Genomic DNA, 23415 nt, shown 5'->3' with positions numbered 1-23415 from the left:
GTTTAAAAACACTCGGATTTTGCCATCTTATAAAGATCGGTCAACCGATCAATAAACTGCTAAATGATCGGCATTACTGCTTAGAGGGCATTTTTGTTTGACGTTATAGCTGTGAGCTAGGGTTAATAACTCACACTGACTTCGTAAGAGCCAAATTTACGCACATTAATCACACCAGTATCAAAGATTAGATATTGGCCCTTAATACCTTGTAATACTCCCGATACTTCAGGTTTTTTATCAAAGTTATGAGAGCTGATTTTGGTTGGAAACACACTAACTGGGTAGTTAATTGTTTGAATTTGCTCGTCAAGCTTCGACACTGCAAACTCGCCGTGCTCTGCAGTGATCTCTTTTAAACGTTCGCTAATGTGCGGAATTAACGTTTCAGCTTGCTGCTTAAGGTCAAGATCATCGGCATTGCCCTTAAGCATAGTGCGCCAGTTAGTCTTGTCTGCAATCATTTCGGCTAGGGCGGTTTCAACTAAACCAGATAACAGACGAGTTTCTACTTTAAAAATAGGCAGGCCTTGAGTTGCACCTTGATCTATCCAACGGGTTGGTAGCTGGGTATGGCGGGTAATACCGACCTTTACACCTGAGGTATTTGATAAGTACACATAGTGTGGTACGAAGCAGTTAGCCTCACCCCAAGATGGCTCACGACAGGTGCCCGCAGCGTAGTGGCACGTTTCTGGCTTCATAATACACATGTCACAACTCGCAAGTTTTTGCATGCACACATAGCAGTGGCCTTGTGAGTAGCTCTTTTTAGTTTTCTTACCACAGCTACAACAGAGGATTTTACCGGTATGAGTTAACGTCAGTTGTTGACCAATTAATGGATTTAGATCCAGTAACTCTTCGCCAACAGGTAGCTGATATTGCACTAGATGATTCTCATCCAAGTGGCTGCGCATTTTTCTTAAGGTTCCAAGCATGACATTTTAATTCTTTTTAAGATTTACGCTTAGTCTAACAGATTGTTATACCAGCTTTGGAATGGTTTTTTCGATTGCTAGTGTGGGAATGCTTGATTGCAATGACATCTAGCTTATGGCTCAGAGTTCAGAGCTATGACATTACAATGATTATGATATGGGGATACATGGTACTGACTTGTAAGCGCCAAAAATAATTCTCGCTGATTTAAAGGCGCGAGGACAAGTCGCAAAGTAAGCCGGGATTGATGAGCGAATAGGTTCGGTTAAAATAAGTGCGTAAACCTGGTTTAGGCACTTATTTTTGGAAACACTTATTTTAGGGGGTTAGCATTGACCGAGGCTTAACTCCAGTTTTGGATTGTCTCGAGTCGTTAAATTGCCAAAATGTATTGTTGTTAGCAGATAGCCTTGGGCTAATAGATTTTGCTGAATGCGTTTTTTCAAATCATCACATGCCTCTTGTTGAAACTTAGGCAGGTCTTTTGCTAAGTAGTAGCTTGCGATGGTGTTTCTAAATGCAGCTGCACTAATATGCTTGGCTTCGGTGTCTATGTGTTTTGTTGGAATGACTTGTGGGATCTGCTTACTGTCGAGCTGATAACTCATGCTCAAGGTTAAGTGATAATCTCTATGAGCAATATCTTTAGCGAGTAGAGGTGGTTGATTGATTTCTATCGTTCTTGCAGAGGTATTAAATAAAGCTACCTGCAGATCAAGGGTAAAATGTGTACCTGGTGGCAGTAACTGCTGTCCTTTTTCTGCTGAATAAGTATAGGCAAGCTCATTTTCTTCGACCAGAACAATATGAATGGGGTACTTAAGATGATTGTACTCTTTATCTGCATTTAGCTTTGATGAGACAAGTTGAGTCGAACCGACTACTAACGTTGCAAATAGCAGGAAAAACACTAATGCGGCGCAGATAAGTAATGTTGATATTTTATTCCATTTTAATGACGAAGAACGTCCTTATTGATTTTTTAAAGCTTATTTTTCAGATGTTTAAGTTGATTAAAGAGTTGATCGCCGCCGATGCTAGCATGAGCATTTAACTGCCGTCAATGTAACCAATTTACAGCCTAATGCCGACGTTATTGATGCCATTGCTTGGCTTTTAGTTATCTGATTTGTACAGGGGAGTTAAATACCAATAAAGCAGATTACGACTACGAAGACTATGAGACCGACATCTAGCCCCTTTTTTAACACAAGCCTGACTCTGCGGCGAGTCAGGCTTGTGTTAAGGTTACGCTGACAGCTTATCTAGCTGTACATCATCACCTATGCTGTGGAGCGCTTGGGTCAATTGCTCTTCATCACTCGCATCTTTCATTCCCACATTAAAATCGGCTCTGAACAGGGCTATACCCGAATGGCTGGCACTCTCGTAACGTGTGCTCATATGCTCAATATTGATCCCAAGTGAACTGATTTTATTTGAGATTTCATGTACTAAACCCGGTCTGTCATAGGCAACGAGGGAGTAACTTACATGCTTAATTTTAGCCTGTGGCTTACTGGTTTTGGAGTAGGTTAACGATACTCCCTCAAGCATCTCGAGATTTTCGATCAATTCATCCCAATGAGCGGCTGGGACTTCCAGCAGTAGGATCGCTGCAAAAATACCATCGATATGACGTAGTTCAGAATCTAGCCAGTTGCCACCATGGCGACTAACCGCATGGGCTATTTGCTCAACTAAGCCTTCTCTATCGCTTGCTTGTAGGGTAACTAGGTATTTTAACATTTGATATTACTCCCTTATTTATCTAAATAGTCGATCGTTATTGCCTGGTTTTGCAGGGGGTTAACGCCTAATATAGCCAAATTCAAAATCGGAACAGTATAAGTTAACCGCTGTAACACTAGTGTCATTTTTGCGTCATATAATGCTCCACATAAATTTACGCGTGCACAAAAATTGTTTTAAAACATTAGTGTTAGCATAGTCGTTAATGCAATCCCAGTTAAAAAACTTAACTGGCTTTATAATAATCGAGGTTCTTAATGGAAACTCAGGTATCTCAACCTGGACCTGCTACGAAAAACCTATTGATAAATAATGGTTCTTCGCGCAGAGCAATCAAGGATAAAGCAGCCCAAATTGGTGTCACCATTGGTGGGATCATGGTGTTTGTGGCGCTATTACTGATCTTCTTTTATCTACTTTATGTGATAAAGCCAATCTTCGATAGTGCCGAAGTGACACCGGTCGTGAGCGCTGAGTATTACGACCCAAAGCCTGCACTGATGGTAGGAAGTGATGAGCAAAATGAGATCATGTATCGCGTATCTCAGCTTGGCAAAGTCGATTTTTATGACACTCAAACTTCTCAACTAATACGCAGTGAACAAATTAATACGCCAGCGGGAACAGAGATTGTCAGTAGTTCGGCTGGAGCGCCAAGTGAGCAACGCTTTGCGCTGGGACTGAGTAATGGCCAGGTGATTATTGCTGGTCTTGAATTTGAGGTCACTTATCCAAATGATAAGCGCTTGATCACCCCTAAACTTCGTTTTTATAACAACAATGAGGTATTAACCGCGGATCGACAATCTCGCGCGCTAAATCATTTAGTATTTGGTTACCGTAGCGACAAAATGAGCTTTGTGTACCAGACAGACGACAAAGCGTGGCATCTCTCTCGCCAGGAAGGTGAAGAGAATATGATGACCGAAGAGGTGGAGTGGGGATCATATAATAGTATTATTCCTGACTCACCGGTTAATGTTCAGCAGCAGCTGATGACACCAGACCAGCGCCAACTTATTTTAAGTTCTGACAATAAACTATTTATTTACGATATTCGTGATGCAGAAGCTGTGCAACTTAGCCAAGTGCTGTCACTGGGGCGCGCTAAGGCAAATGTGACAAATGTGACGCTACTTGCTGGCGCTAGCTCGTTACTGGTGAGTTATGACACAGGAATTGTGCAGCAGTATTTTCAAGTGAATGGTGAGCAAGGTCGTCAATACCAGGAGATCCGTAACTTTAAAGGCCATGGCGATATTAAGAGCGTAGCCTCAGAATTTTATCGAAAAAGCTTTGCCACCATTACAGAAGACGGTGACTTAAGCTTGCTTTATACCACCAGTGAGAGAGAGCTCTTCTCGATGAACTTTGGGCTAGATAATCCTGGTACTGCCGGTTTTAGTCCGAGATCAAATGCCTTGATCGTCGAAGCTGGCAGCAAGCTTCATCTATTTAGTGTATCGAACAGTCACCCTGAAGTGTCGTGGAGCGCCATGTGGGAGAAGGTGTGGTACGAAGGTTACCCTGAGCCTCAATATGTGTGGCAATCAACGTCGGGCTCGGATGACTTTGAAGCAAAGCTCAGCCTAATGCCGTTAGCGTTTGGTACCATGAAAGCGGCGTTTTACGCCATGCTTTTTGCCACCCCCTTAGCCATTGCAGGCGCCGTTTATACCGCTTACTTTATGTCGCCTAAAGTGCGCGCCATCGTAAAGCCGACCATTGAAATAATGGAAGCGCTACCTACGGTTATTTTAGGTTTCTTAGCCGGTCTTTGGTTAGCCCCATTGATAGAAGATAACTTGCCCGGAATATTGACCTTACTCATTTTGCTGCCGGTGTCGATTTTAAGTACCGCTTTTGCTTGGTACAAGCTGCCTGCAAAGTGGAAGCAACGCTTACCTGAAACCTATCAAGAGCTCATGTTACTGCCTGTGATTATCTTCATTGGCTGGTTCTCGTTTGCTATTAGCCCTGGTCTAGAGTTGGCCTTATTTGACGGCGATACTCGTATGTTTATCACCAACGAGCTCGGCATTACTTTTGACCAAAGAAACGCGCTAGTCGTGGGCATCGCCATGGGCTTTGCGGTTATCCCAACGATTTTCTCTATCGCAGAAGACGCAGTGTTTTCGGTGCCTCGTCACTTATCAAACGGCAGTTTGGCACTGGGTGCAACCACATGGCAGACATTAACTCGGGTGGTATTGCTGACGGCAAGCCCTGGTATTTTTTCAGCTGTCATGATGGGCCTTGGCCGCGCGGTGGGTGAAACCATGATTGTACTTATGGCCACAGGTAATACGGCGATTATGGAGTGGAGCGTGTTTGAGGGCATGAGAACACTGGCGGCTAACATCGCGGTAGAGATGCCAGAGTCTGCGATTGGTAGCTCGCATTATCGTGTGTTGTTCTTGGCGGCCTTTGTGCTATTTATCTTTACTTTCTTCTTCAACACGATTGCAGAAGTGGTGAGGCAGCGTCTACGTGAACGTTATAGCTCACTTTAAAGCGTATTGTTATGGATGATAAGAAAATGAATTTTATGACGACATATATAAGTACTCGTTCACCTGTCGCTTTAAGAGGTTTAGCTAATGGGTAAGTGGTTTAAATCGGGGTCTCCTTGGATTTGGATGACCAGTGGCGCAGTCAGTATCTGTTTGATTGCGGTACTCGGGTTATTGCTATTAATTGCTTGGCGTGGTCTGAGTTACTTCTGGCCTGCTGATATTTATCAGTGGGAGATGAAGAACCAACAAGGTGAGCGTTATACACTTATTGGTGAAATCTACGATAAAGAGGAAGTGCCAACAGAGCGCCTGCTTGCTGCTGGGCATAAGTTTGACTCAGAAGTCGGCGAGAACGTCATCCGTTATCTGGTTAAAACCGGTAACCGCGAGTTTGTTGGGTTAGATTTTCGCTGGATTTTAGCAACAGATATTATCTCTCGTTCTAAGCCTGAAAATATAGCCGTTATCGAGCGCAGTAAAAATGGTGACTTCTATGGCTTCCCTGTGGCGATTATCGAGGACGGTAAGCGATTATCATTCCAAAATGTTGAAGCGGATTTTGAAAGCCATATAGAGCGAGCGGTTAAACTGAACGATGAAGCGCTTGCTCTGCAAAAAAGTGTGATTGGTTCAATTAACTATGAGCTTGAAAACTTACGTCTACAGTCTCGTCGTTATGAGTTAGATAACGCCTTAACCGACAGTCGTAAAGCCGAGATAGCCGCTGAGCGCGCTAAGTTAAATGCCGAGTATCAAATCGTAGAAAAAGAGTTCTTTGCCTTTAAAACTGAAGCGGGTAGAGATTCGGTTATTATTCGTGACATGCGTGGCGAAGAGGTGACATTAAAACTCGATACTATCTTAGATGTGACCTATGCCAACCGTTTAGGTGTGATGGGGAAAATTGGCCAGTGGTTTATTGGAGTGGGTAAGTTTGTCAGTGACGACCCACGCGAAGCCAACACCGAAGGTGGCGTATTCCCAGCGATTTTCGGTACCGTGTTTATGGTTATGTTGATGGCGGTAATTGTGACGCCATTTGGGGTTATCGCCGCTATCTACTTGCACGAATATGCCAAGAAAGGCCCCATTACTAAGATGATCCGTATTGCGGTGATTAACTTAGCGGGTGTGCCATCGATTGTTTACGGTGTATTTGGTTTAGGTTTCTTTGTTTATATGTTTGGTGGCACGCTAGATCAGCTGTTCTACCCTGAAGCACTACCAGCGCCGACCTTTGGTTCGCCTGGTGTAATTTGGTCGGCGTTAACCCTCGCTATTTTGACTTTGCCTGTTGTCATCGTATCAACAGAAGAGGGGCTCAGCCGTATTCCAAGTTCTGTTCGTCAGGGCAGTTTGGCGCTCGGTGCCACTAAAGCAGAGACCTTATGGCGCATTATTATCCCAATGGCCAGCCCTGCCATTATGACGGGGTTAATTTTGGCAGTTGCTCGTGCGGCAGGTGAGGTTGCTCCGCTGATGTTAGTCGGGGTGGTAAAGCTTGCGCCGACATTGCCTATTGATATGAATTTCCCATTTGTGCATCTAGAACGTAAGTTCATGCATTTAGGTTTCCACATCTATGATGTTGGTTTCCAAAGCCCTAACGTAGAAGCGGCGCGTCCCTTGGTATACGCTACTTCGTTCCTTTTGGTCTCGGTAATTGTGGCACTTAACTTAACTGCCATTGGTGTACGAAACCACTTACGCGAAAAATATCGTTCGCTTGAGCATTAATTGACGATTATCCTAAGCAGTAGGAAATAACATGATTTCAATAGATCAATCGGTAATGAAGACTGATATGCTAGACCTAGAAAACCTAACAAAAGAACAAACAGCCTTAGAGATCCGCAACTTAGATCTTAAATATGGCGACAAACAAGCACTATTTGATGTATCGATGAAGATCCCTAAGAAAAAGGTGACGGCATTCATCGGTCCGAGTGGTTGTGGTAAGTCGACCTTACTTCGCTGCATTAACCGTATGAACGACTTGGTCGATAACTGCCATATTGGTGGTGAGATCATGTTGCACGGCCAAAATATTTACGACAAAAAGGTCGATGTAGCCGCGCTACGCCGTAACGTCGGTATGGTATTCCAGCGTCCGAATCCATTCCCTAAATCGATTTACGAGAACGTGGTTTATGGTTTGCGCCTGCAAGGGGTTAATAATCGCCGCGAACTTGATGATGCTGCCGAGCGTTCATTACGTGGCGCTGCGATTTGGGATGAGGTAAAAGACAGGCTGCATGATAACGCTTTTGGTTTGTCTGGCGGTCAGCAGCAACGTTTGGTGATAGCTCGGGCGATTGCGATTGAACCTGAAGTATTATTACTTGATGAACCCACATCAGCATTGGATCCGATTTCAACCTTGACCATTGAAGAGTTGATCACCGATCTTAAATCCAAATATACCGTTGTTATTGTTACGCATAACATGCAACAGGCTGCGCGCGTGTCAGATCAAACCGCCTTTATGTATATGGGTGAACTGATTGAGTATGCTGATACCAATACCATCTTTACGACGCCTAAAAAGAAGAAGACGGAAGATTATATTACTGGCCGTTACGGTTAAGAGAGATAGGGAGTTACAGCAATGGAAAACATGAACTTAAATAGACATATCTCTGGTCAGTTTAATGCTGAGCTTGACGATATTCGCAATCGCGTGTTGGCGATGGGCGGCTTGGTTGAACGTCAACTTGAGCTGTCATTAGATGCCCTTGGGTCGCTAGATGCCGAGCTTGCGCAAAAAGTGATAGAAGGCGATCACAAAGTCAATGGTATGGAAGTGGCGATTGACGAAGAATGTGCGCGCATTATCGCTAAGCGTCAGCCAGCAGCAAGTGATTTACGTCTAGTATTGGCTATTTCTAAGACTATTACAGACTTAGAGCGAATTGGTGATGCCTGCGTAAAAATTGCCAAAGCGGCCATGGATAAGCGCTCTAAAAATCAGCAGCCTTTATTGGTGAGTATCGAAAACATGGGGCGTCATGCCACACGTACTTTGCATTCAACCCTCGACGCTCTTGCTCGAATGGACGCCGATGTCGCATTTGAGCTGCACAAAGAAGACACTAAGCTTGATAAAGAGTATGAAGGCATTATTCGTCAGCTGATGACCTATATGATGGCCGATCCGCGCTCTATTCCTGAAGTGTTAGATGTGCTTTGGGCCGCCCGTGCTGTTGAGCGTGTTGGGGACCGTTGTCAGAACATTTGTGAGTACATTATCTATTATGTGAAAGGTAAAGATGTACGCCATATCTCATACGAAGAGATGGAAAAAGATCTTAAACTTTAAGGTTTTTGAGTCATTGTGTTTTGCTTTGATTGAGTTGTTAAAAAAACGCAGTGAGATTGAGTTCACAATTCTGGTTAAATGTTGAATTGAGTTAATTAAAAAAGCAGCGATAAGCTGCTTTTTTTGTTTCTGCGCTATAGACGAAAACATCGACTCGATAAATAATGTATAGTGTAAGTGAATTTTGTGTTGTTAAAACCTGTGAGCCAAATTCTATTTAATAGTTGAACCATGTCGTTACACGGCAATTTTGGGTTGGGCTATTCAATATGATTTGTTAGCCTTTAGCGGTAAGTAAGTACTTATTTTTTGGTTGTTGAAAGCAACTAAAAAGAAAGGGTATTTATCACTATTGGTAATAGATGTTAATTAATCGACAGTGCTATCTTTAGTTTGCGTGATCCTAATATTAGGTGAAGCTAGTTTCAGATGATGCTCGAGATTTTCTAATCATTCTAAGGTGAGTATCACAGCGGGTTAAACCACAAAATAATGATCCCGTCGGTGTGTGCTTATATTTGGTAATACATTTCTAAGTCCTGGCGGCCCTTTCACACAACGCTAGGCGATGTTGTGTGTTCTTTATTTATTGCGGTAATTCTATGTCGATAAAATCGAGTATTAATCCACCAGTTTTTTTCTCTTCAGTCATTCTAATAACGTTAATGGTATTTGTTTGTGCCGTGTGGCCGACTCAATCACAAGACGTCTTCAAAGCAGCTCAATCCTGGTTCGAACTTAAAGCGGGCTGGCTTTACATTTTAGGTGTTGCCGTTTTCCTGATTTTTATTATTTTTGTCATGGTAAGTCGCTTCGGTGATATCAAGCTAGGCCCAGATCACGCAGAGCCTGATTACACCTATAAGAGCTGGATTGCTATGCTGTTCTCAGCGGGTATGGGTATCGGCTTAATGTTCTTTGGTGTGGCAGAGCCTGTAATGCATTACTTGTCTCCCCCCGATGCCGACCCAATGACGATTCAAGCGGCAAAAGACGCCATGAAGATCACTTTCTTCCACTGGGGTATTCATGCTTGGGCAATTTATGCGGTTGTTGCATTGAGTTTGGCGTACTTTTCATATCGACATAAGCTTCCTCTACTGCCACGAAGTGCATTGTATCCGCTGATTGGTGACAAGATTTATGGTCCAATTGGTCATGCTGTAGATACTTTTGCGGTGCTAGGTACCATGTTCGGTGTGGCTACATCACTTGGTTTCGGTGTATTACAGTTAAACTCAGGCCTTAATTACTTACTCGATGTGCCGGTTAATAGCACTGTGCAAGTGGCTTTGATTATCGGTGTATGTCTGATTGCGACGGTTTCGGTGTTTTCAGGTTTAGACAAAGGCGTTAAACGTTTAAGTGAGCTCAACCTAGTGCTTGCGGTATTGTTACTCCTATGTGTATTACTATTTGGCTCTACAGTTGAGCTACTGCAAGCATTTGTACAAAACACCGGGGCGTATTTAAGCGATATCGTCGGTAAGACGTTTAATTTATATGCTTATGAGCAGAAGAACGATTGGCTTGGTGGCTGGACCCTTCTTTATTGGGGGTGGTGGATCTCATGGTCACCATTTGTCGGAACCTTTATTGCCCGCGTTTCGCGCGGCCGTACTATTCGTGAATTCTTGGTGGGCGTATTGTTTGTTCCATCGACATTGACCTTTATTTGGATGACAGGTTTTGGTAACAGCGCTATTGAAGTGATTTCAAATGGCGGAACCTATCTGTCTGACGCGGTATCGTCAGACGTATCGGTGGCCTTGTTTGTGTTTTTTGAACATATGCCATTTTCAACCTTGTTATCGACAATTGCACTGTGTTTAGTGGTGACTTTCTTTGTAACATCATCTGATTCAGGCTCGTTAGTTATCGATAACCTGACCTCTGGTGGTGATCATGATGCACCTGTTTGGCAGCGTATTTTCTGGGCATTAATGCAAGGTGTAGTTGCTTCTGTTTTGTTATTAGCCGGTGGTTTACAAGCGCTGCAAACTGCTGCGATAGCAAGTGCATTGCCGTTCCTTATCGTTATGCTGCTCATGTGTTTCGGTCTGTACATTGCGCTTAAAGATGACTGGTTAAAAATCAACAGCGTGCAATCACATAATACCAGTGTGCAGTTTACCAAGACCAATGTGAGCTGGGAGTCGCATATTGATGTTTTACTATCGCATCCGAGCCAAGAAGAAGCGCAGAGCTTCCTTGATAGTGTGGCTCAGCCAGCATTAACAAAAGTACGCGATAGCTTCTTAAGTCGCTCAATTACGGCTGAGATTTTAAACTTTGATAACCGTGTACGCTTTGTGGTTCCAAGTGAAGATCATAATGACTTCGTTTACGGTCTACGTACCCGCGCATTTAGCATTACCAATCCGCTCGAAAGTGAAGTGGCTGACGGTGATATCGAATACTACCGTGTGGAAGTATTCTTAGAACACGGTGGTCAACATTACGATGTAATGGGCTTTACTCAAGATCAGCTACTGGCAGATGTGGTGACGCAGTACGAAAAGTACTTGCACTACCTACATCTTTCAAGCTCAGAGTACTTAGGTAGCGAAGCTAAATAATTCGCGTAATTTGCGGTGAAAAGTACCTAGGGTCAGTGATACAATTGGCTCTAGGTAACAAACTTTAATGAGAAACAGCATGTCGACCAATCAAGGGCAAAGTAAGTTAGATAGAGTATTAGCTGAGGCGAGAGAGTATAAAGCCAAGCGTGAAGTGGGTTATCGTGAGCAGGCGCTTAAGCTTTATCCTTGGGTCTGTGGCCGCTGTACTCGTGAATTTAACAATGCCAACCTAAGAGAGTTGACGGTGCATCATCGTGATCATAACCACGATAATAATCCATCAGATGGCTCTAATTGGGAGCTGTTGTGCCTTTATTGTCATGACAATGAGCACTCTAAGTTTGAAGAGCTTATTCAGTATGGTTCTACGACAGAAAACAAAGTTGAAGCTGCGACTTACAATCCATTTGCGGATTTGAAGAGTATGCTGAAAAAGTAGACCGTAAAGAGTTTAAAAAAGCCGCGAATGAGCGGCTTTTTTTGTATTAAATATCTCATCCTGGGATGTGTTTATATATTTAGGACAGGAACAGGATTGATTAATCGGCCTCTGAGCGTTCTAGTCTGCTCTGGGCTTCAATCCATTTGGCCCGACTGAGGATGGCACTATTTTCCCCGCCTTGCATCTTGGCCTTGCGCTCAGCCAGATTTTGCCAAATGAGCGCTTTACGTTCATCGCTTGCCTGCCCCCAACCGACTATTTCATCGATATGGCGATAACAGCCCATACAATAATCTTCATCATTTAAGCCGCATTTGGCCACACAAGGTGATTGCATCATAAGGTTTGTGTTGTATTTCTTGTTCGAATTTGCGGCAGATTCTAAGTTAGCTAGAATTAGCTTACAAGTGAAACTCTTTTCATTGGCCTAGAGCTTGGCTTTGACGTGGCTAATTCATAATATGGCTAATGAGGTAAGTAGACATAGCGATAGGTATTGTTGATGTCCGGTGGTAGAATTATAAGTTGATGTTTTTAATAAACTATTTTAATTGAATTTCAAATAAATTCTAATGAATTCTAATGAATTGTGTATTTTTTGGAGGAGTTATGAAAGCGATGTTTCGCTTTTGTTTGATAGCCGTTGTCGCGTTGCTGACAAGTGCGTGTTCACTGTTAGAAATTAAATTGGAAAGCGGCATTGAGCCGTTGCCAAAAGATCAACTCAATATGCGCGTTTTTAGTCGCGACTTTAGTACGGTTTTTTATAGCCAGGTAGAGAGCGCTGCTGATCTGATAGAGCGTAATACCGACAGTATTGCGATTAAGTCAAACACCTTAATGTGGAAGATTAACGCCGAGCAGAATCTACAACACACGATTTTTCAAGCATCACCAACAGCAGCGATGATTGATACTTGGGTGTTTACCGAGCAGATGGCACAGTTTTTTGAAACGGGAGCGGGCAAAAACTTATTTGCAGAGCAACAACCCGTCGCCGTTGAGACCAGTATCAAATTACGAGATCAGTTTGAGCGCACAATTAAAAATCTAGGTGGCGCTAATTTTAAAAAGAATCAAGAGTTTGTGAAGCAATACGCTGCGAGCCACCCAATAAAGGATATGGCGTTTGCACGGGAATCGGCATTTACCGAATGGCTTGAGTTCCATAAGATCAGTGAGTTTGATGCGGTGACGACTTTCGGCACCGTCCCTGAGGTGATGAGTGATATCTCTGACCGTATGGCGATGATCGCCGAGCAGATGCCAAAAATCTTAGGCTGGAAAGCCGAGCTATATGCCTTGCATTCCAACATAAATGCCGATGAAATTCAGCGCACGCTAACAAATATTAGCGATACCTCAGCTAAGTTCCAGCAGTTAATGGCACAAAGCCCTGAAATGATGCAAAGTTTAGCCGTTGATATGCGTAAAGAGCTCACTCCGCTATTAGATCAACTCAGTGCCAGTACCGATGATAAGCTAAAGCAGTTGTCGGTTGAGCGTCAGGCGCTAGAAGTTATGGTGAAGAATGAGCGTATTGCCCTAGAAGCGATGGTTGCTCGTGAGCGCGCAGCAGCGGCGATTGACTTAGAGCAGATTTCACAAAATGCGGTAGAGGTGGTTTTTCAGGAGTTGACCAAGACTCTTAAGAGCTTGATTTTGTACTTCGTACTCTTCCTACTGGTGGTGTTTTTCGCGCCATTAGGTCTAGGGGTGTGGTTAGGTAAGCGTATGCAAATTAAAAAGCTAAACGCCTCAAAACCCGAAGTTAAGCAAAAAGCTTAATCGGATCTAGCCGATGACATGTTAAACTGGCGAGCACTCTTCATAGGGTGCTCGTTTTTATTGCAGCGCTAAACCGCTGTGTGTTGCAACATTAAATTAGCTAAAAAGATGACTGTCACTTCAACTCAATCTCTACCTTTGTGTAAGCAAGCTGCATTAAGCGCAGCGCAAAAACTTAAGCAGATAGACGCGCTGTTAACGCAGAGTCAGTCGCTATGGCGTAGCCGCTCTTTTGAGTGCAACGAGCTGCCTTGGAGCGAAAGCTTTCCAAGACTAGCTAAAGCGGTTTGGCAACTCACTGACGACTCACTTGATGCCATTGATGCTTGTCAAAATAGATTGAATGAAGCCTTGTTAGGAGCCTTGTCAGAGGATTTGCTTGCTCAAGGTTTAACATGGCCGCTTGAGTTATTGCAGCAATCAGCCATAGGTGCTGATATTGGCTCCAGAGTTGCGACAAAATCAACAACAAGCTCAACAAAAAAATTAGCATCAACAGCACTGTTAACAGCAGAAGATGAGCCCCATTTTAGTGCCCATATTAAAGGCCGTAAGTGGCAACAGATTAATGCATTTGTTGCCACACTTCCGTTTGATGATACGCCAGTGCTTGAGTGGTGCGCAGGAAAAGGTCACTTAGGTCGGCTCATTGCAAAAGCCCACCAAAGACAAGTGGTCAGTCTTGAATGGCAGCCAAGCCTGTGTGAAGCCGGTGAGCAATTTGCAATAAAATGGCAACTACCACAAACTTTTATCTGTGCAGATGCCTTTGCTGGCCAAAGTGAGCAGTTACATACTGAGCAACTTGCCGTAGCGCTACACGCTTGCGGCGACTTGCATGTTAAACTACTGCAGCATGCCAGTGATGCTGGTACCAAGCAGTTGGTGATTTCACCTTGTTGTTATCACCTTATTCAAGCCAAGCAGTATCAAGCGCTTTCGACAGTGGCTAAGGCGAGTGAGCTTAAACTAAGCCGTGCAGACTTGCAGTTGCCCTTACAGCAAAGCGTTATTGCTAACGACAAGCATAAGGGTTACCGGTTGCAGGAGATGGCTTGGCGACTCGGTTTTGATGCGTTGCAGCGCAAGGTGCGCGGTCTTGACGAGTATCTACCTGTTCCCGCAATCAAGCAGAGTCAGTTAAATGATGATTTTGCGGTGTTTTGTCGTTGGGCGGCTGACGCGAAAGGGTTAGCTTTACCTGCTGATATCGATTGGCAAGAGTATTTGGTGATTGGAGAACTGCGTCAGCGCTTAACTCGACGCATCGATCTTGTGGCGCATCTATTTAGGGCGCTCGTCGAACAATGGCTGTTACTTGACAGAGTATGCTTTCTTGAAGAGCAGGGCTACCGAGTAACCTTGAGTGAATTTTGTTCAAACAGTATTACGCCGCGAAATGCGCTAATTCACGCATTTAAATAGATTTTTCAGGCTAGCTCAATTTAATCTTATCGTAACAAACTGTTTATTAAGTTGTAATTAAGTTAGCTGTGATTGAATCCGCGCGAAAAGAGAGGCTCTTTAGTAAGTAAAGTCTATGATAGGTTGGATTAAAACTGCTCAGTAATGAGGTTTTTTATTGAATCATCAGCTTTTTCTTGCTCAAATGGCTGGTTAATAATAAATAACTATCTAGATGGGCTGTAAATTCGCCTATCTTGTGAGTGACGATAAGCAGTTTCATGAAATATTCCCGCGTTTTTATTAATAGTATGGCCTACGAGTTAGCGCCTGAAGTTGTATCGACTTCGGAGCTAGAATCTCGTTTAGCGCCTTTATATCAAAAGTTTCGTATTCCAATGGGGCAGATTGCTACATTGACAGGGATCCATGAAAGACGCTGGTGGCCAAAAGGGCACCGTTTATCTGATGGTGCTTTAGCCGCGGCACATAAAACCATTGATGAAACCGGTGTGCAGATCAGTGATTTGGGCGCAGTGGTTTACACCGGTGTTTGCCGCGATCAACACGAACCTGCAACAGCTTGTCGTATTGCGGCAGAGCTTGGCGTGTCTAAAGATACCGCGATTTACGATATCAGTAATGCATGCTTAGGTGTGCTATCGGGTATTTTAGATATTGCGAACCGTATTGAGCTTGGTCAAATTAAAGCTGGCCTAGTGGTCTCGTGTGAGTCGGCGCGTCATATCGTTGATATCACCATAGATAAGATGCTGGCAGAGCCAACCATGCAAAACTACGCGCAGTCTTTGGCAACCTTAACGGGTGGTTCTGGTGCGGTAGCGGTGTTGTTGACCGATGGCAGCTTAAATCTTAAAGGCAATCGCCAGCACCAATTATTGGGTGCGAGTCACTTGTCGGCGCCGCAGCATTATGATTTATGTCAGTGGGGGCTTGAAGAAGCGGGCCCACAACTGTATCGCGAATATATGCGCACCAACGGTGTCGCCCTGCTTAAAGAAGGTGTGGAGCTTGCACGTCATACGTGGAGTCACTTTCTTGAGCAGCGTAACTGGTTAGTTGAGCAGGTCGATAAAGTAATTTGTCATCAGGTTGGCGCGTCGAATCGTCGTAATGTACTGAGTGCATTGAATATCCCTGAAGAGAAAGAATTTCCAACCTATAAGTTGCTTGGCAATATGGGCACGGTTTCATTGCCCGTTACGGCAGCAATGGCACATGACCAAGGCTTTTTGAAAAGCGGCGATCAGGTCAGCTTTTTAGGAATAGGCAGTGGTTTGAACTGCATGATGTTAGGTCTTAAGTGGTAAGTCACTATATATGGGTAAGCGCTAACGAGTAAGAGTTCACACACTTACGTTAATAGGAAGCTTGTCCATATACAGGCTAGCCCCCTTTAGCTAATAAAGCGTTCGACAAGTAACACAAAGATAGGAAACGTCATGCTAGACACTCTGCACCCTTTTAAACGTAACTACTTAGATAGAAACGGCAACAAGCTTCAGTACGTCAATGAAGGCCAAGGTGAGCCTGTGGTGATGGTACACGGTAACCCGAGCTGGTCTTTTTATTATCGCAACCTTATCAGTGCATTAAGTGATAAGCATCAGTGCATTGCGCCTGATCATATCGGCTGTGGTTTGTCTGATAAGCCTGACGACAGTGGTTACGACTACACCCTTAAAAACCGTATCGATGATTTAGAAGCCTTACTCGAACACTTAGATGTGAAAAAAAACATTACGCTGGTGGTACATGACTGGGGCGGAATGATAGGCATGGGGTACGCGGCGCGTTACCCTGAACGTATCAAACGTTTAGTTATCCTTAATACTGGCGCATTTCATCTTCCAGCGAGTAAGCCATTCCCGTGGGCGCTATCGATTTGCCGCAATACTTTGCTAGGCACGTTTTTAGTGCGTGGTTTTAATGCGTTTTCGTCGGCTGCATCTTACGTTGGTGTTAAGCGTAAGCCTATGCATAAAGATATTCGCGAAGCGTACGTTGCTCCCTTTAACTCTTGGGCGAACCGAATTTCGACACTGCGCTTTGTGCAGGACATTCCACTAAAACCTGGCGATCGCAATTATGAGTTAGTGTCAGATATTGCTGCTAGCTTGTCTAAATTCAAAGATGTTCCCACCGTGATCTGTTGGGGCTTGCAAGATTTTGTGTTCGATAAGCACTTCTTAACCGAGTGGAAGCAAAGAATGCCTCATGCCAAGGTGCATGAGTTTAGCGATTGTGGTCACTATATTCTTGAAGACGCGAGCGATGAAGTCATTGGCCACATTAAAGACTTTATGGCTGAAACCGAAGTGAATACGCAAGCTAACCCAGACCCAGTATCTAACACTGAGTCGGTAGCGTAAAGCCGATGGCAACACTGGTTAATCAAAACAATGACGGCGCAAATTTGTGCCGTCATTTAGTTAGTGCCGCACAGACACTTCCTGACTCTCTCGCAGTTGCAGTGCAGCAGTCTAACGGCAGAGCCGTCAGTGGGCTGCGTTATCAAGAGATGGACTTTCAAACCCTTAATGCTAAAAGTGATGAGATAGCCAGCGCGCTCCTCAGTCATGGTTTAGCGCCAGGTATGAAGGCGGTGTTGATGGTGACGCCGAGTATCGATTTTTTCTGCTTAACCTTTGCCCTGTTTAAGGCCGGAATAATTCCAATTCTAGTCGACCCGGGTATGGGGATTAATAACCTTAAGCAGTGTTTTGAAGAGGCTAAGCCTGATATTTTTATCGGGATCCCTAAGGCCCATATCGCTAGACGCCTATTTGGTTGGGGAAAATCGACCGTTAAACACCTGATCAATGTCGGCGGTAGCTCGATAGTGCGGGCATTAACAGGGGCTGCTCATTTAGATAGCTTATTGAAAGCCAATCAATCAGCGCCTTCTCAGCCGTTTGAGATGCAATGGCTAGATCAAGATGCCATGGCGGCGATTTTATTTACTAGCGGTAGCACGGGGACGCCTAAGGGCGTAATTTATTCTCATAAGATGTTTGAGGCGCAAATTACAGCGCTTAAAAATGATTATGGAATCAAGCCCGGTGAGCGAGACTTAGCCACCTTCCCGCTATTTTCATTATTTGGCCCGGCATTAGGCATGGCATCAATTGTGCCTGATATGGATGCCAGTAAGCCGATTACCGCCAATCCTGAATTTATCTTTGCAGCTATAGATAAGTATCAATGCAGCAATATGTTTGTAAACCCAGCTCTAATAGAGCGATTGGGTCAAGCGGGAGCGGCCACAGCGCATAAACTTAGCAGCATTGAGCGTGTTATTTCAGCGGGAGCGCCAGCAACAATTTCATCGATTAAACGCTTTAGCTTGATGCTTAATCAAGATGTTGAAGTGCTTAACTCCTATGGCGCAACCGAGTCTTTACCTATTAGCAAAATAGGAAGCCAAGCCTTGTTTGACACAACTTTGGTAACCGATAACGGCGGCGGAATTTGTGTGGGTAAAGCGATTGATGGCGTTGAAATTGCCATCATAGCTATCGATGAGAAGCCGATAGCGCGCTGGCATAACAGCTTAGCCTTATCTGTTGATGCAATTGGCGAAATCGTTGTTAAAGGCCCCATGGTGAGTCGCAGTTATTATCAGCGCGACAGTGCAACCTTGCTGGCAAAAATTCAAGATGGTGACAGTATTCGCCACCGTATGGGAGATTTGGGTTATTTAGATAGTGATGGTTTATTGTGGATGTGTGGCCGAAAGGCGCATAGAGTCGATGCAGATGCTTTACCAGCAACCAATAACCAGACTAAACGTTATTACTCTATTCCCTGCGAACGCATCTTTAATACTCATAGCGACGTAAAACGCAGTGCGTTAGTGGGCGTTAACATTGCTGGCAAGGTAACGCCACTTGTGTGCATAGAGCTAAAACAGTCTGTAGCCTGCTCACTCTCTGGTGTGCTTTATAGTGAGCTTAGAGCGATTGCCGAGCAACATGCGCAGACTCGAGGTATTGAGCGCTTCTTAATTCACCCCGATTTTCCTGTTGATATTCGTCATAACGCTAAAATTTTCCGTGAGAAATTAGCTGTTTGGGCACAAAAGCAGATCAAGGAATAATCTATTTTGTCAGTTGTTATCGATACGCTTAGCCTGAATTATTTTCCCCCTCAAGAGCAGGCCGCGTTAACGGCGCTTAAGCACAAGGTTAATCGCGCCTTTGTTACTGGAGCAGGAGGCTTCTTAGGTAAAGCCATTTGTGAGCGTCTACTCGCTGCGGGTATTAAAGTCACAGGGTTTGCCCGCGGAGCATATCCAGCATTAGATGCAATGGGCATCGATATGATCCAAGGTGATATCGCTGACGAGCAGGCAGTGTTATCGGCTATGCAAGGCTGTGATTTAGTGTTTCATGTCGCATCCAAAGCGGGAGTCTGGGGCAGTAAACAAAGCTATTTTTCACCCAATGTCGACGGTGCTCGCCACATTATTGATGCCTGTAAAAAGCGTCATATTGAGCGTTTGGTTTACACCAGCACGCCAAGTGTCACCTTTGCTGGGGAAGATGAAGCGGGCAATGATGAATCCGCGCCCTATGCTGAACATTTTTTGAATTATTATGGCGAGTCTAAGGCGATAGCCGAGCAGATGATGCTTAACGCTAACGGTTGCATACTGGGTAATGGCAAACACTTAGGCACCACAGCGCTAAGGCCACATCTTATTTGGGGGCCAAACGATCCACATCTCGTACCACGGGTGCTTGAACGTGCAGTAGCAGGTAAATTGAAGCTGGTGGGCAAGCAAGACAAGCTAGTCGATACCATCTATGTGGGCAATGCAGCTTACGCTCATATCTTGGCCGCGGTTAAACTTTGCAGTGAAGATGCGAGTCGTGCCGCTTGTGCTGGTAAAGCCTATTATTTGAGTAACGATGAGCCGATTACTATGGCGGAGATGCTAAACAAAATCCTCGCCTGCCAAGGGTTTGCACCAGTGACAAAGCGAGTACCGAGTCATGTGGCTTATATGGCAGGGTGTGTGCTTGAAGCTGTTTATGGTTTATTAGGTAAGCAGCAAGAGCCAATCATGACGCGTTTTGTCGCAAGGCAGCTTTCGACCAGCCATTATTTTGATATCAGCGCAGCCAAAAATGATCTCGGTTATAGCGCCTTAGTGAGTATTGATGAAGGAATGAAGCGACTTAAGACCTCTTTACAATAAACAAGAGCAGAGCTTTGCGTCATTACAGACGCAAAGATTCAATTTATCTAAGTTCTAAATAATCTCTTCTTTACCAAAGGCCTCATGGTAGGCAATCATAAAATCTTCTCTGATTAACTGCTCTAAATGAACAGCCTGCTCTGTCGGGCAGAAAATCATGATATGGACATTTTGTTCGCCATTTACGCCACTATTGATATGAATATGCGGCTCAGGCCCTGGTAGGTCGACACCTGCGTGTTTTTCAATAATGCCATTATAACGCTTAGCCACTTCATAAAAGTCTTCGCAATGTGCTTCAATTTTCTCATGGAGTTCAGGGAACAGTGGGTACAAGTTATAAAATTCCACCACAGTAATACTAAAGTCATGGTAGACATAACGCTTCATAAAGTTGAGGTTTTTCACCGCATAGCTAAAGAACATACTATTAGGCAAGGTGGCTGTTTTACCGGTGAAGTGATACTGGCCGTGGTATAGATCAATTTCTTGAATAACCGTTGCCATTAAGTTGTGCTCAATCACTTCGCCACATATTTTGCCTACTTCAATCCAGTCGCCAATCACAAACGAGCGCGAACTCGCTCTTTGAATCGAACCGGTAAAACACAAAATAATTTCTTTGGATGCCACAACAAACGCAATCGCAATCGCGGTCACCGACAGGGCAAATTTGCTGATTTCTGTCTGCCATAGCATAAACAGAATCACAAGAATTAAGATAAAAGTGCCGTTTTTAGTACGAGACATCCACTTGCGCTGAATTTCAGTGAGAAACGCCACATCACCACGAATTTGGGAAATGATTAAGCGCTTAACAAGTGAAATTAAGACGATGACTAGGACTGTAAGTAACAGTTTATGGTTTAATAAAAAATCGACCACTAGTGTTAGATTCTCCACAAAGCCCTCTTTTGAATTTTAATTAAAGTAATAACGTTCGCTGAGCCATCACTGTAAGGCAGTGATTTATTAATACCAATCTAAAACATTATAAGCAAAATTATCGTGTTATGGCGATAGCCTGACTTAAACCGGCTGTTTATATGACTTAATCATCACACCGCCAACCCCCTCAAGTGAAGGGATTGACGTTTTGGTTATTATAAACCGTTGTGATACTGGCTCACGGTTGATTGCGGCACCATGCGATTAAGCGTGTCGACGACTTGAGGTTCGCCCTGCAATAGTTGCTCAAACTGCTCGATGAGCGCCACTTTATCGGGGGCGGTTTTATCACCTAAACCGATATTGGTTAGATCAATCATAAAGCCATCAAATAGATGAGCAAGATCATTGATGATCTCAATATTCAAAAACTGATCTTGATTGTAAATGCTTGGATAGCCAGCTTTTTGCTTATCAATCGCAAAATTATCACCTTTAAGATTGGTAATGCTTGTCGATTTATCGCATGACAACATACAGCCATTATCGATACGGGGCTTTTCACAACCAACACTCTGTTGGAAAAAACACTGCCTACTGGCCATCAATAGAATAGGGTGGTAAATGCTGTAGAACATTTTAAAATTGGCAGGACGAGCAATGTGTTTTATCTGCTGCAGGTTTATCTCATTTGAGACAAAGGCACCACTACAATCAAACTGCTCCTGTAATGCAAGTAACGCATAGGAGTTAGTCGTGTTTAAAAACGGCCCTGCAATCCACTTAATACCTAGCTCGTATGCTCGGTAGGCAATACCGGTATTATTGGTCACAATCAGTGCCGGTTTGACTTGCTCTAATAGGTTGATAGCCACATCAAAGTCTTTACCAATTAGTACCGATGGGAACCAAGGGATGAGTCGTGGGTTAGCTTTTAAGAAATCAACATATTGAGTGCAACCCCGCTTGTAAGCATCAGGAAGCTTAAAGTAAATGTCTGCGTCGGTGGCATCAAGTAGCGCAGTATCGGCCTCATCACAGATTAATATCGACAGTTTTGCTTGTTGGCTAGGTATTGGCTTTGGATGATTAACCAGTTTAGGCAGTTCAACTGTGGGCAATACTGGCGTTTCATGGTTGAGTTGAAATTGTATCTGTTTTTTAAGCACGCTCAGTTCTTTAAACGGGATACTTAACCCTGTCGCTAAGTCGTCGATATTGAGTAGTTGCAGATTAAATTCGGCATTGTTTAAACTTTTAAAACGTTTCTCAATGGCGCTGCTATCGATACACGCATCGTCACTGTTAACCAGTAAGCTACGTGATTGCACCACAAAATGTTTTGCCTCAAGTTGGGTTTGTCCCACAACAAAGTCTTTGGTGCTAACCCTAATTGATAGGGGGCTACCGAGCTTGCCAGCAAAGGCGAGCGTTAGCGGTAGCTTCTCAATGCTTAAGTGTTTTATCTTATCGGTCACGCTTGCCTGGATCTGGCTTTTCTCTACTTGCAGTGCTTGCTCAGCATCGTGGATCTGCACCACCGAGATGGATTGACTGCCGTTGTTCGTTAACTTGTCTTTTAGATGGTTTTTCGAGTGATCACGAGGATTATCGATAAACATCGATTGGTTTAAATCGCCTTTTAAGAAGGCGTTAGTCAAATCTCGATTAAATACTTTATAAAGGCGTTCGCCATCTTCGAGTAGCTCACCTGTGGCTAAGTAGCCGTCAATTTGCTTACGAAAGCTGTCAATGACGGTATGAACATAACTCGCGCCTTTGATGCGTCCTTCAACTTTAAATGAATGCACTCCGGCTTCGATTAAGGCGGGGAGATCGAAAAAGGCCGAGTTATCTTTTATGTTTAGCGGGAAGTTATTGCCCGATGGCGTGGTTTGATACTCTTCACGGCATGCTTGACTGCATCGACCGCGATTGCCTGAGTTACCGACACTTGCAGACGTGGAATAACATAGCCCTGAGAAAGCAATACATAAAGAACCGTGTACAAACACCTCAGTGGTAATGTCGTGCTCACGACCGGTTGCAGTGAGCGCCGTGATCTCACGTAAGTTAAGTTCTCTTGATAAGTTTACCCGTGATGCACCAAGCTTTTTAAGAAAAGGCAGTTGGCCAGCATTATGGGTGGTTAACTGCGTGGATGCATGGATTGCTAAGCTCGGGAAATGCTTGGTAAGCAGATGGAACATACCGATATCTTGTACGATAACGCCATCTAAGGTGGTATTAACCAGACGACTTAATAGCTTAGCGAGAGACTTAAACTCTTGCTCTAAGATAACAATATTTAACGTGAGAAATATTTCACATTGGTATTGGTGTGCAAGTCGAATAATGCCAACCAGTTCTTCAAAGGAAATATTAGCGGCGCGGTTACGGGCATTAAACGTATCTAAGCCACAGTAGACTGCATCGGCTCCTGCAATAATGGCCGCTTTTATCGCATCGACATCACCGCCCGGTGCTAATAATTCAATTTTCGGATCCATGGTTACCACTTGTTGTCATAAATTTAGAGGGGATGTTACCCGTATATT

General features: G+C 44.0%; 18 protein-coding genes. 12 read left to right on the top strand and 6 right to left on the bottom strand.

Annotated features, from left to right (window positions below; genetic code table 11):
- Window positions 1-122: 122 nt before the first annotated feature.
- The 3 genes from ACVBIO_RS09215 to ACVBIO_RS09205 form a co-directional block, all read right to left on the bottom strand.
- Window positions 123-941, bottom strand: a complete 819-nt coding sequence (locus ACVBIO_RS09215) for a DUF2797 domain-containing protein (RefSeq protein WP_447172451.1) — start codon at window positions 939-941, stop codon at window positions 123-125.
- A gap of 327 nt (window positions 942-1268) precedes the next feature.
- Window positions 1269-1853, bottom strand: a complete 585-nt coding sequence (locus ACVBIO_RS09210) for a hypothetical protein (protein ID WP_447172450.1) — start codon at window positions 1851-1853, stop codon at window positions 1269-1271.
- Between the two features lie 337 nt (window positions 1854-2190).
- Entirely contained in the window at window positions 2191-2691 is a 501-nt protein-coding gene (locus tag ACVBIO_RS09205; RefSeq protein ID WP_447161540.1) for a glycine cleavage system protein R, read from the bottom strand.
- A 260-nt stretch (window positions 2692-2951) separates the two neighbouring features.
- Between ACVBIO_RS09205 and ACVBIO_RS09200 the strand changes: the two genes are divergently transcribed.
- The 6 genes from ACVBIO_RS09200 (at window position 2952) to ACVBIO_RS09175 (ending at window position 11550) form a co-directional block, all read left to right on the top strand.
- Window positions 2952-5207 (top strand): ABC transporter permease subunit, encoded by a 2256-nt coding sequence (locus tag ACVBIO_RS09200; RefSeq protein WP_447161541.1) that lies wholly within the window; start codon window positions 2952-2954, stop codon window positions 5205-5207.
- A gap of 87 nt (window positions 5208-5294) precedes the next feature.
- Window positions 5295-6947, top strand: coding sequence for a phosphate ABC transporter permease PstA (gene pstA, locus ACVBIO_RS09195; protein WP_447172449.1), 1653 nt, complete (start codon window positions 5295-5297; stop codon window positions 6945-6947).
- Window positions 6948-6978: 31 nt separating this feature from the next.
- Window positions 6979-7797 (top strand): phosphate ABC transporter ATP-binding protein PstB, encoded by an 819-nt coding sequence (gene pstB / locus ACVBIO_RS09190; RefSeq protein ID WP_447161543.1) that lies wholly within the window; start codon window positions 6979-6981, stop codon window positions 7795-7797.
- A 21-nt stretch (window positions 7798-7818) separates the two neighbouring features.
- Entirely contained in the window at window positions 7819-8529 is a 711-nt protein-coding gene (gene phoU, locus ACVBIO_RS09185; RefSeq protein ID WP_447161544.1) for a phosphate signaling complex protein PhoU, read from the top strand.
- Between the two features lie 602 nt (window positions 8530-9131).
- A complete protein-coding gene (locus ACVBIO_RS09180) occupies window positions 9132-11108 on the top strand; it encodes a BCCT family transporter (RefSeq protein WP_447161545.1) in 1977 nt (658 codons plus the stop codon).
- 79 nt (window positions 11109-11187) lie between these two features.
- Window positions 11188-11550 carry a YajD family HNH nuclease gene (locus ACVBIO_RS09175; protein WP_447161546.1) on the top strand — a complete coding sequence of 121 codons (363 nt, stop codon included), beginning with the start codon at window positions 11188-11190 and terminating at the stop codon, window positions 11548-11550.
- Between the two features lie 100 nt (window positions 11551-11650).
- Here the strand turns inward: ACVBIO_RS09175 and ACVBIO_RS09170 are convergent, their stop codons facing one another.
- Window positions 11651-11890: a DUF1289 domain-containing protein gene (locus tag ACVBIO_RS09170; protein ID WP_447163593.1), complete on the bottom strand. Its 240-nt coding sequence runs from the start codon at window positions 11888-11890 to the stop codon at window positions 11651-11653.
- 272 nt (window positions 11891-12162) lie between these two features.
- Here ACVBIO_RS09170 and ACVBIO_RS09165 point away from each other — a divergent pair, with 272 nt between their 5' ends.
- The 6 genes from ACVBIO_RS09165 to oleD all read left to right on the top strand — a co-directional run bounded on the left by ACVBIO_RS09165 (window position 12163) and on the right by oleD (window position 19969).
- Window positions 12163-13341: a chemotaxis protein gene (locus tag ACVBIO_RS09165; RefSeq protein ID WP_447161547.1), complete on the top strand. Its 1179-nt coding sequence runs from the start codon at window positions 12163-12165 to the stop codon at window positions 13339-13341.
- Between the two features lie 108 nt (window positions 13342-13449).
- Window positions 13450-14766 carry a methyltransferase gene (locus tag ACVBIO_RS09160; protein ID WP_447172448.1) on the top strand — a complete coding sequence of 439 codons (1317 nt, stop codon included), beginning with the start codon at window positions 13450-13452 and terminating at the stop codon, window positions 14764-14766.
- A gap of 260 nt (window positions 14767-15026) precedes the next feature.
- The gene (locus ACVBIO_RS09155; protein ID WP_447161549.1) at window positions 15027-16076 is read left to right on the top strand and encodes a 3-oxoacyl-ACP synthase III; all 1050 of its coding nucleotides are present in this window, start codon (window positions 15027-15029) and stop codon (window positions 16074-16076) included.
- Window positions 16077-16208: 132 nt separating this feature from the next.
- Window positions 16209-17138, top strand: a complete 930-nt coding sequence (locus tag ACVBIO_RS09150; RefSeq protein ID WP_447163551.1) for an alpha/beta fold hydrolase — start codon at window positions 16209-16211, stop codon at window positions 17136-17138.
- 5 nt (window positions 17139-17143) lie between these two features.
- Window positions 17144-18865, top strand: coding sequence for an olefin beta-lactone synthetase (gene oleC / locus ACVBIO_RS09145; RefSeq protein WP_447161551.1), 1722 nt, complete (start codon window positions 17144-17146; stop codon window positions 18863-18865).
- A 6-nt stretch (window positions 18866-18871) separates the two neighbouring features.
- Window positions 18872-19969, top strand: a complete 1098-nt coding sequence (oleD, locus tag ACVBIO_RS09140; protein ID WP_447172447.1) for a 2-alkyl-3-oxoalkanoate reductase — start codon at window positions 18872-18874, stop codon at window positions 19967-19969.
- 54 nt (window positions 19970-20023) lie between these two features.
- On the opposite strand, the gene ACVBIO_RS09135 is transcribed toward oleD, so the two are convergent.
- Together ACVBIO_RS09135 and ACVBIO_RS09130 are read right to left on the bottom strand one after the other, a co-directional pair.
- The gene (locus tag ACVBIO_RS09135) at window positions 20024-20872 is read right to left on the bottom strand and encodes a mechanosensitive ion channel family protein (protein WP_447161553.1); all 849 of its coding nucleotides are present in this window, start codon (window positions 20870-20872) and stop codon (window positions 20024-20026) included.
- 200 nt (window positions 20873-21072) lie between these two features.
- Complete coding sequence (locus tag ACVBIO_RS09130; RefSeq protein WP_447163548.1) at window positions 21073-23367, bottom strand: U32 family peptidase; 2295 nt, start codon at window positions 23365-23367, stop codon at window positions 21073-21075.
- Window positions 23368-23415 lie beyond the last annotated feature (48 nt).

This window comes from Shewanella sp. 0m-8, from assembly GCF_052977265.1.
Note: the sequence above shows the minus strand (reverse complement) of the source record. Positions and strands in the feature narration are given on the sequence as shown.

Excerpts from the sequence above, each read along its gene's own strand:
- ACVBIO_RS09215 (WP_447172451.1), bottom strand. The coding sequence starts at position 941 with ATGCTTGGAACCTTAAGAAAAATGCGCAGCCACTTGGATGAGAATCAT.
- ACVBIO_RS09205 (WP_447161540.1), bottom strand. The coding sequence starts at position 2,691 with ATGTTAAAATACCTAGTTACCCTACAAGCAAGCGATAGAGAAGGCTTA.
- ACVBIO_RS09200 (WP_447161541.1), top strand. The coding sequence starts at position 2,952 with ATGGAAACTCAGGTATCTCAACCTGGACCTGCTACGAAAAACCTATTG.
- pstA (WP_447172449.1), top strand. The coding sequence starts at position 5,295 with ATGGGTAAGTGGTTTAAATCGGGGTCTCCTTGGATTTGGATGACCAGT.
- pstB (WP_447161543.1), top strand. The coding sequence starts at position 6,979 with ATGATTTCAATAGATCAATCGGTAATGAAGACTGATATGCTAGACCTA.
- phoU (WP_447161544.1), top strand. The coding sequence starts at position 7,819 with ATGGAAAACATGAACTTAAATAGACATATCTCTGGTCAGTTTAATGCT.
- ACVBIO_RS09180 (WP_447161545.1), top strand. The coding sequence starts at position 9,132 with ATGTCGATAAAATCGAGTATTAATCCACCAGTTTTTTTCTCTTCAGTC.
- ACVBIO_RS09175 (WP_447161546.1), top strand. The coding sequence starts at position 11,188 with ATGTCGACCAATCAAGGGCAAAGTAAGTTAGATAGAGTATTAGCTGAG.
- ACVBIO_RS09170 (WP_447163593.1), bottom strand. The coding sequence starts at position 11,890 with ATGCAATCACCTTGTGTGGCCAAATGCGGCTTAAATGATGAAGATTAT.
- ACVBIO_RS09165 (WP_447161547.1), top strand. The coding sequence starts at position 12,163 with ATGAAAGCGATGTTTCGCTTTTGTTTGATAGCCGTTGTCGCGTTGCTG.
- ACVBIO_RS09160 (WP_447172448.1), top strand. The coding sequence starts at position 13,450 with ATGACTGTCACTTCAACTCAATCTCTACCTTTGTGTAAGCAAGCTGCA.
- ACVBIO_RS09155 (WP_447161549.1), top strand. The coding sequence starts at position 15,027 with ATGAAATATTCCCGCGTTTTTATTAATAGTATGGCCTACGAGTTAGCG.
- ACVBIO_RS09150 (WP_447163551.1), top strand. The coding sequence starts at position 16,209 with ATGCTAGACACTCTGCACCCTTTTAAACGTAACTACTTAGATAGAAAC.
- oleC (WP_447161551.1), top strand. The coding sequence starts at position 17,144 with ATGGCAACACTGGTTAATCAAAACAATGACGGCGCAAATTTGTGCCGT.
- ACVBIO_RS09130 (WP_447163548.1), bottom strand. The coding sequence starts at position 23,367 with ATGGATCCGAAAATTGAATTATTAGCACCGGGCGGTGATGTCGATGCG.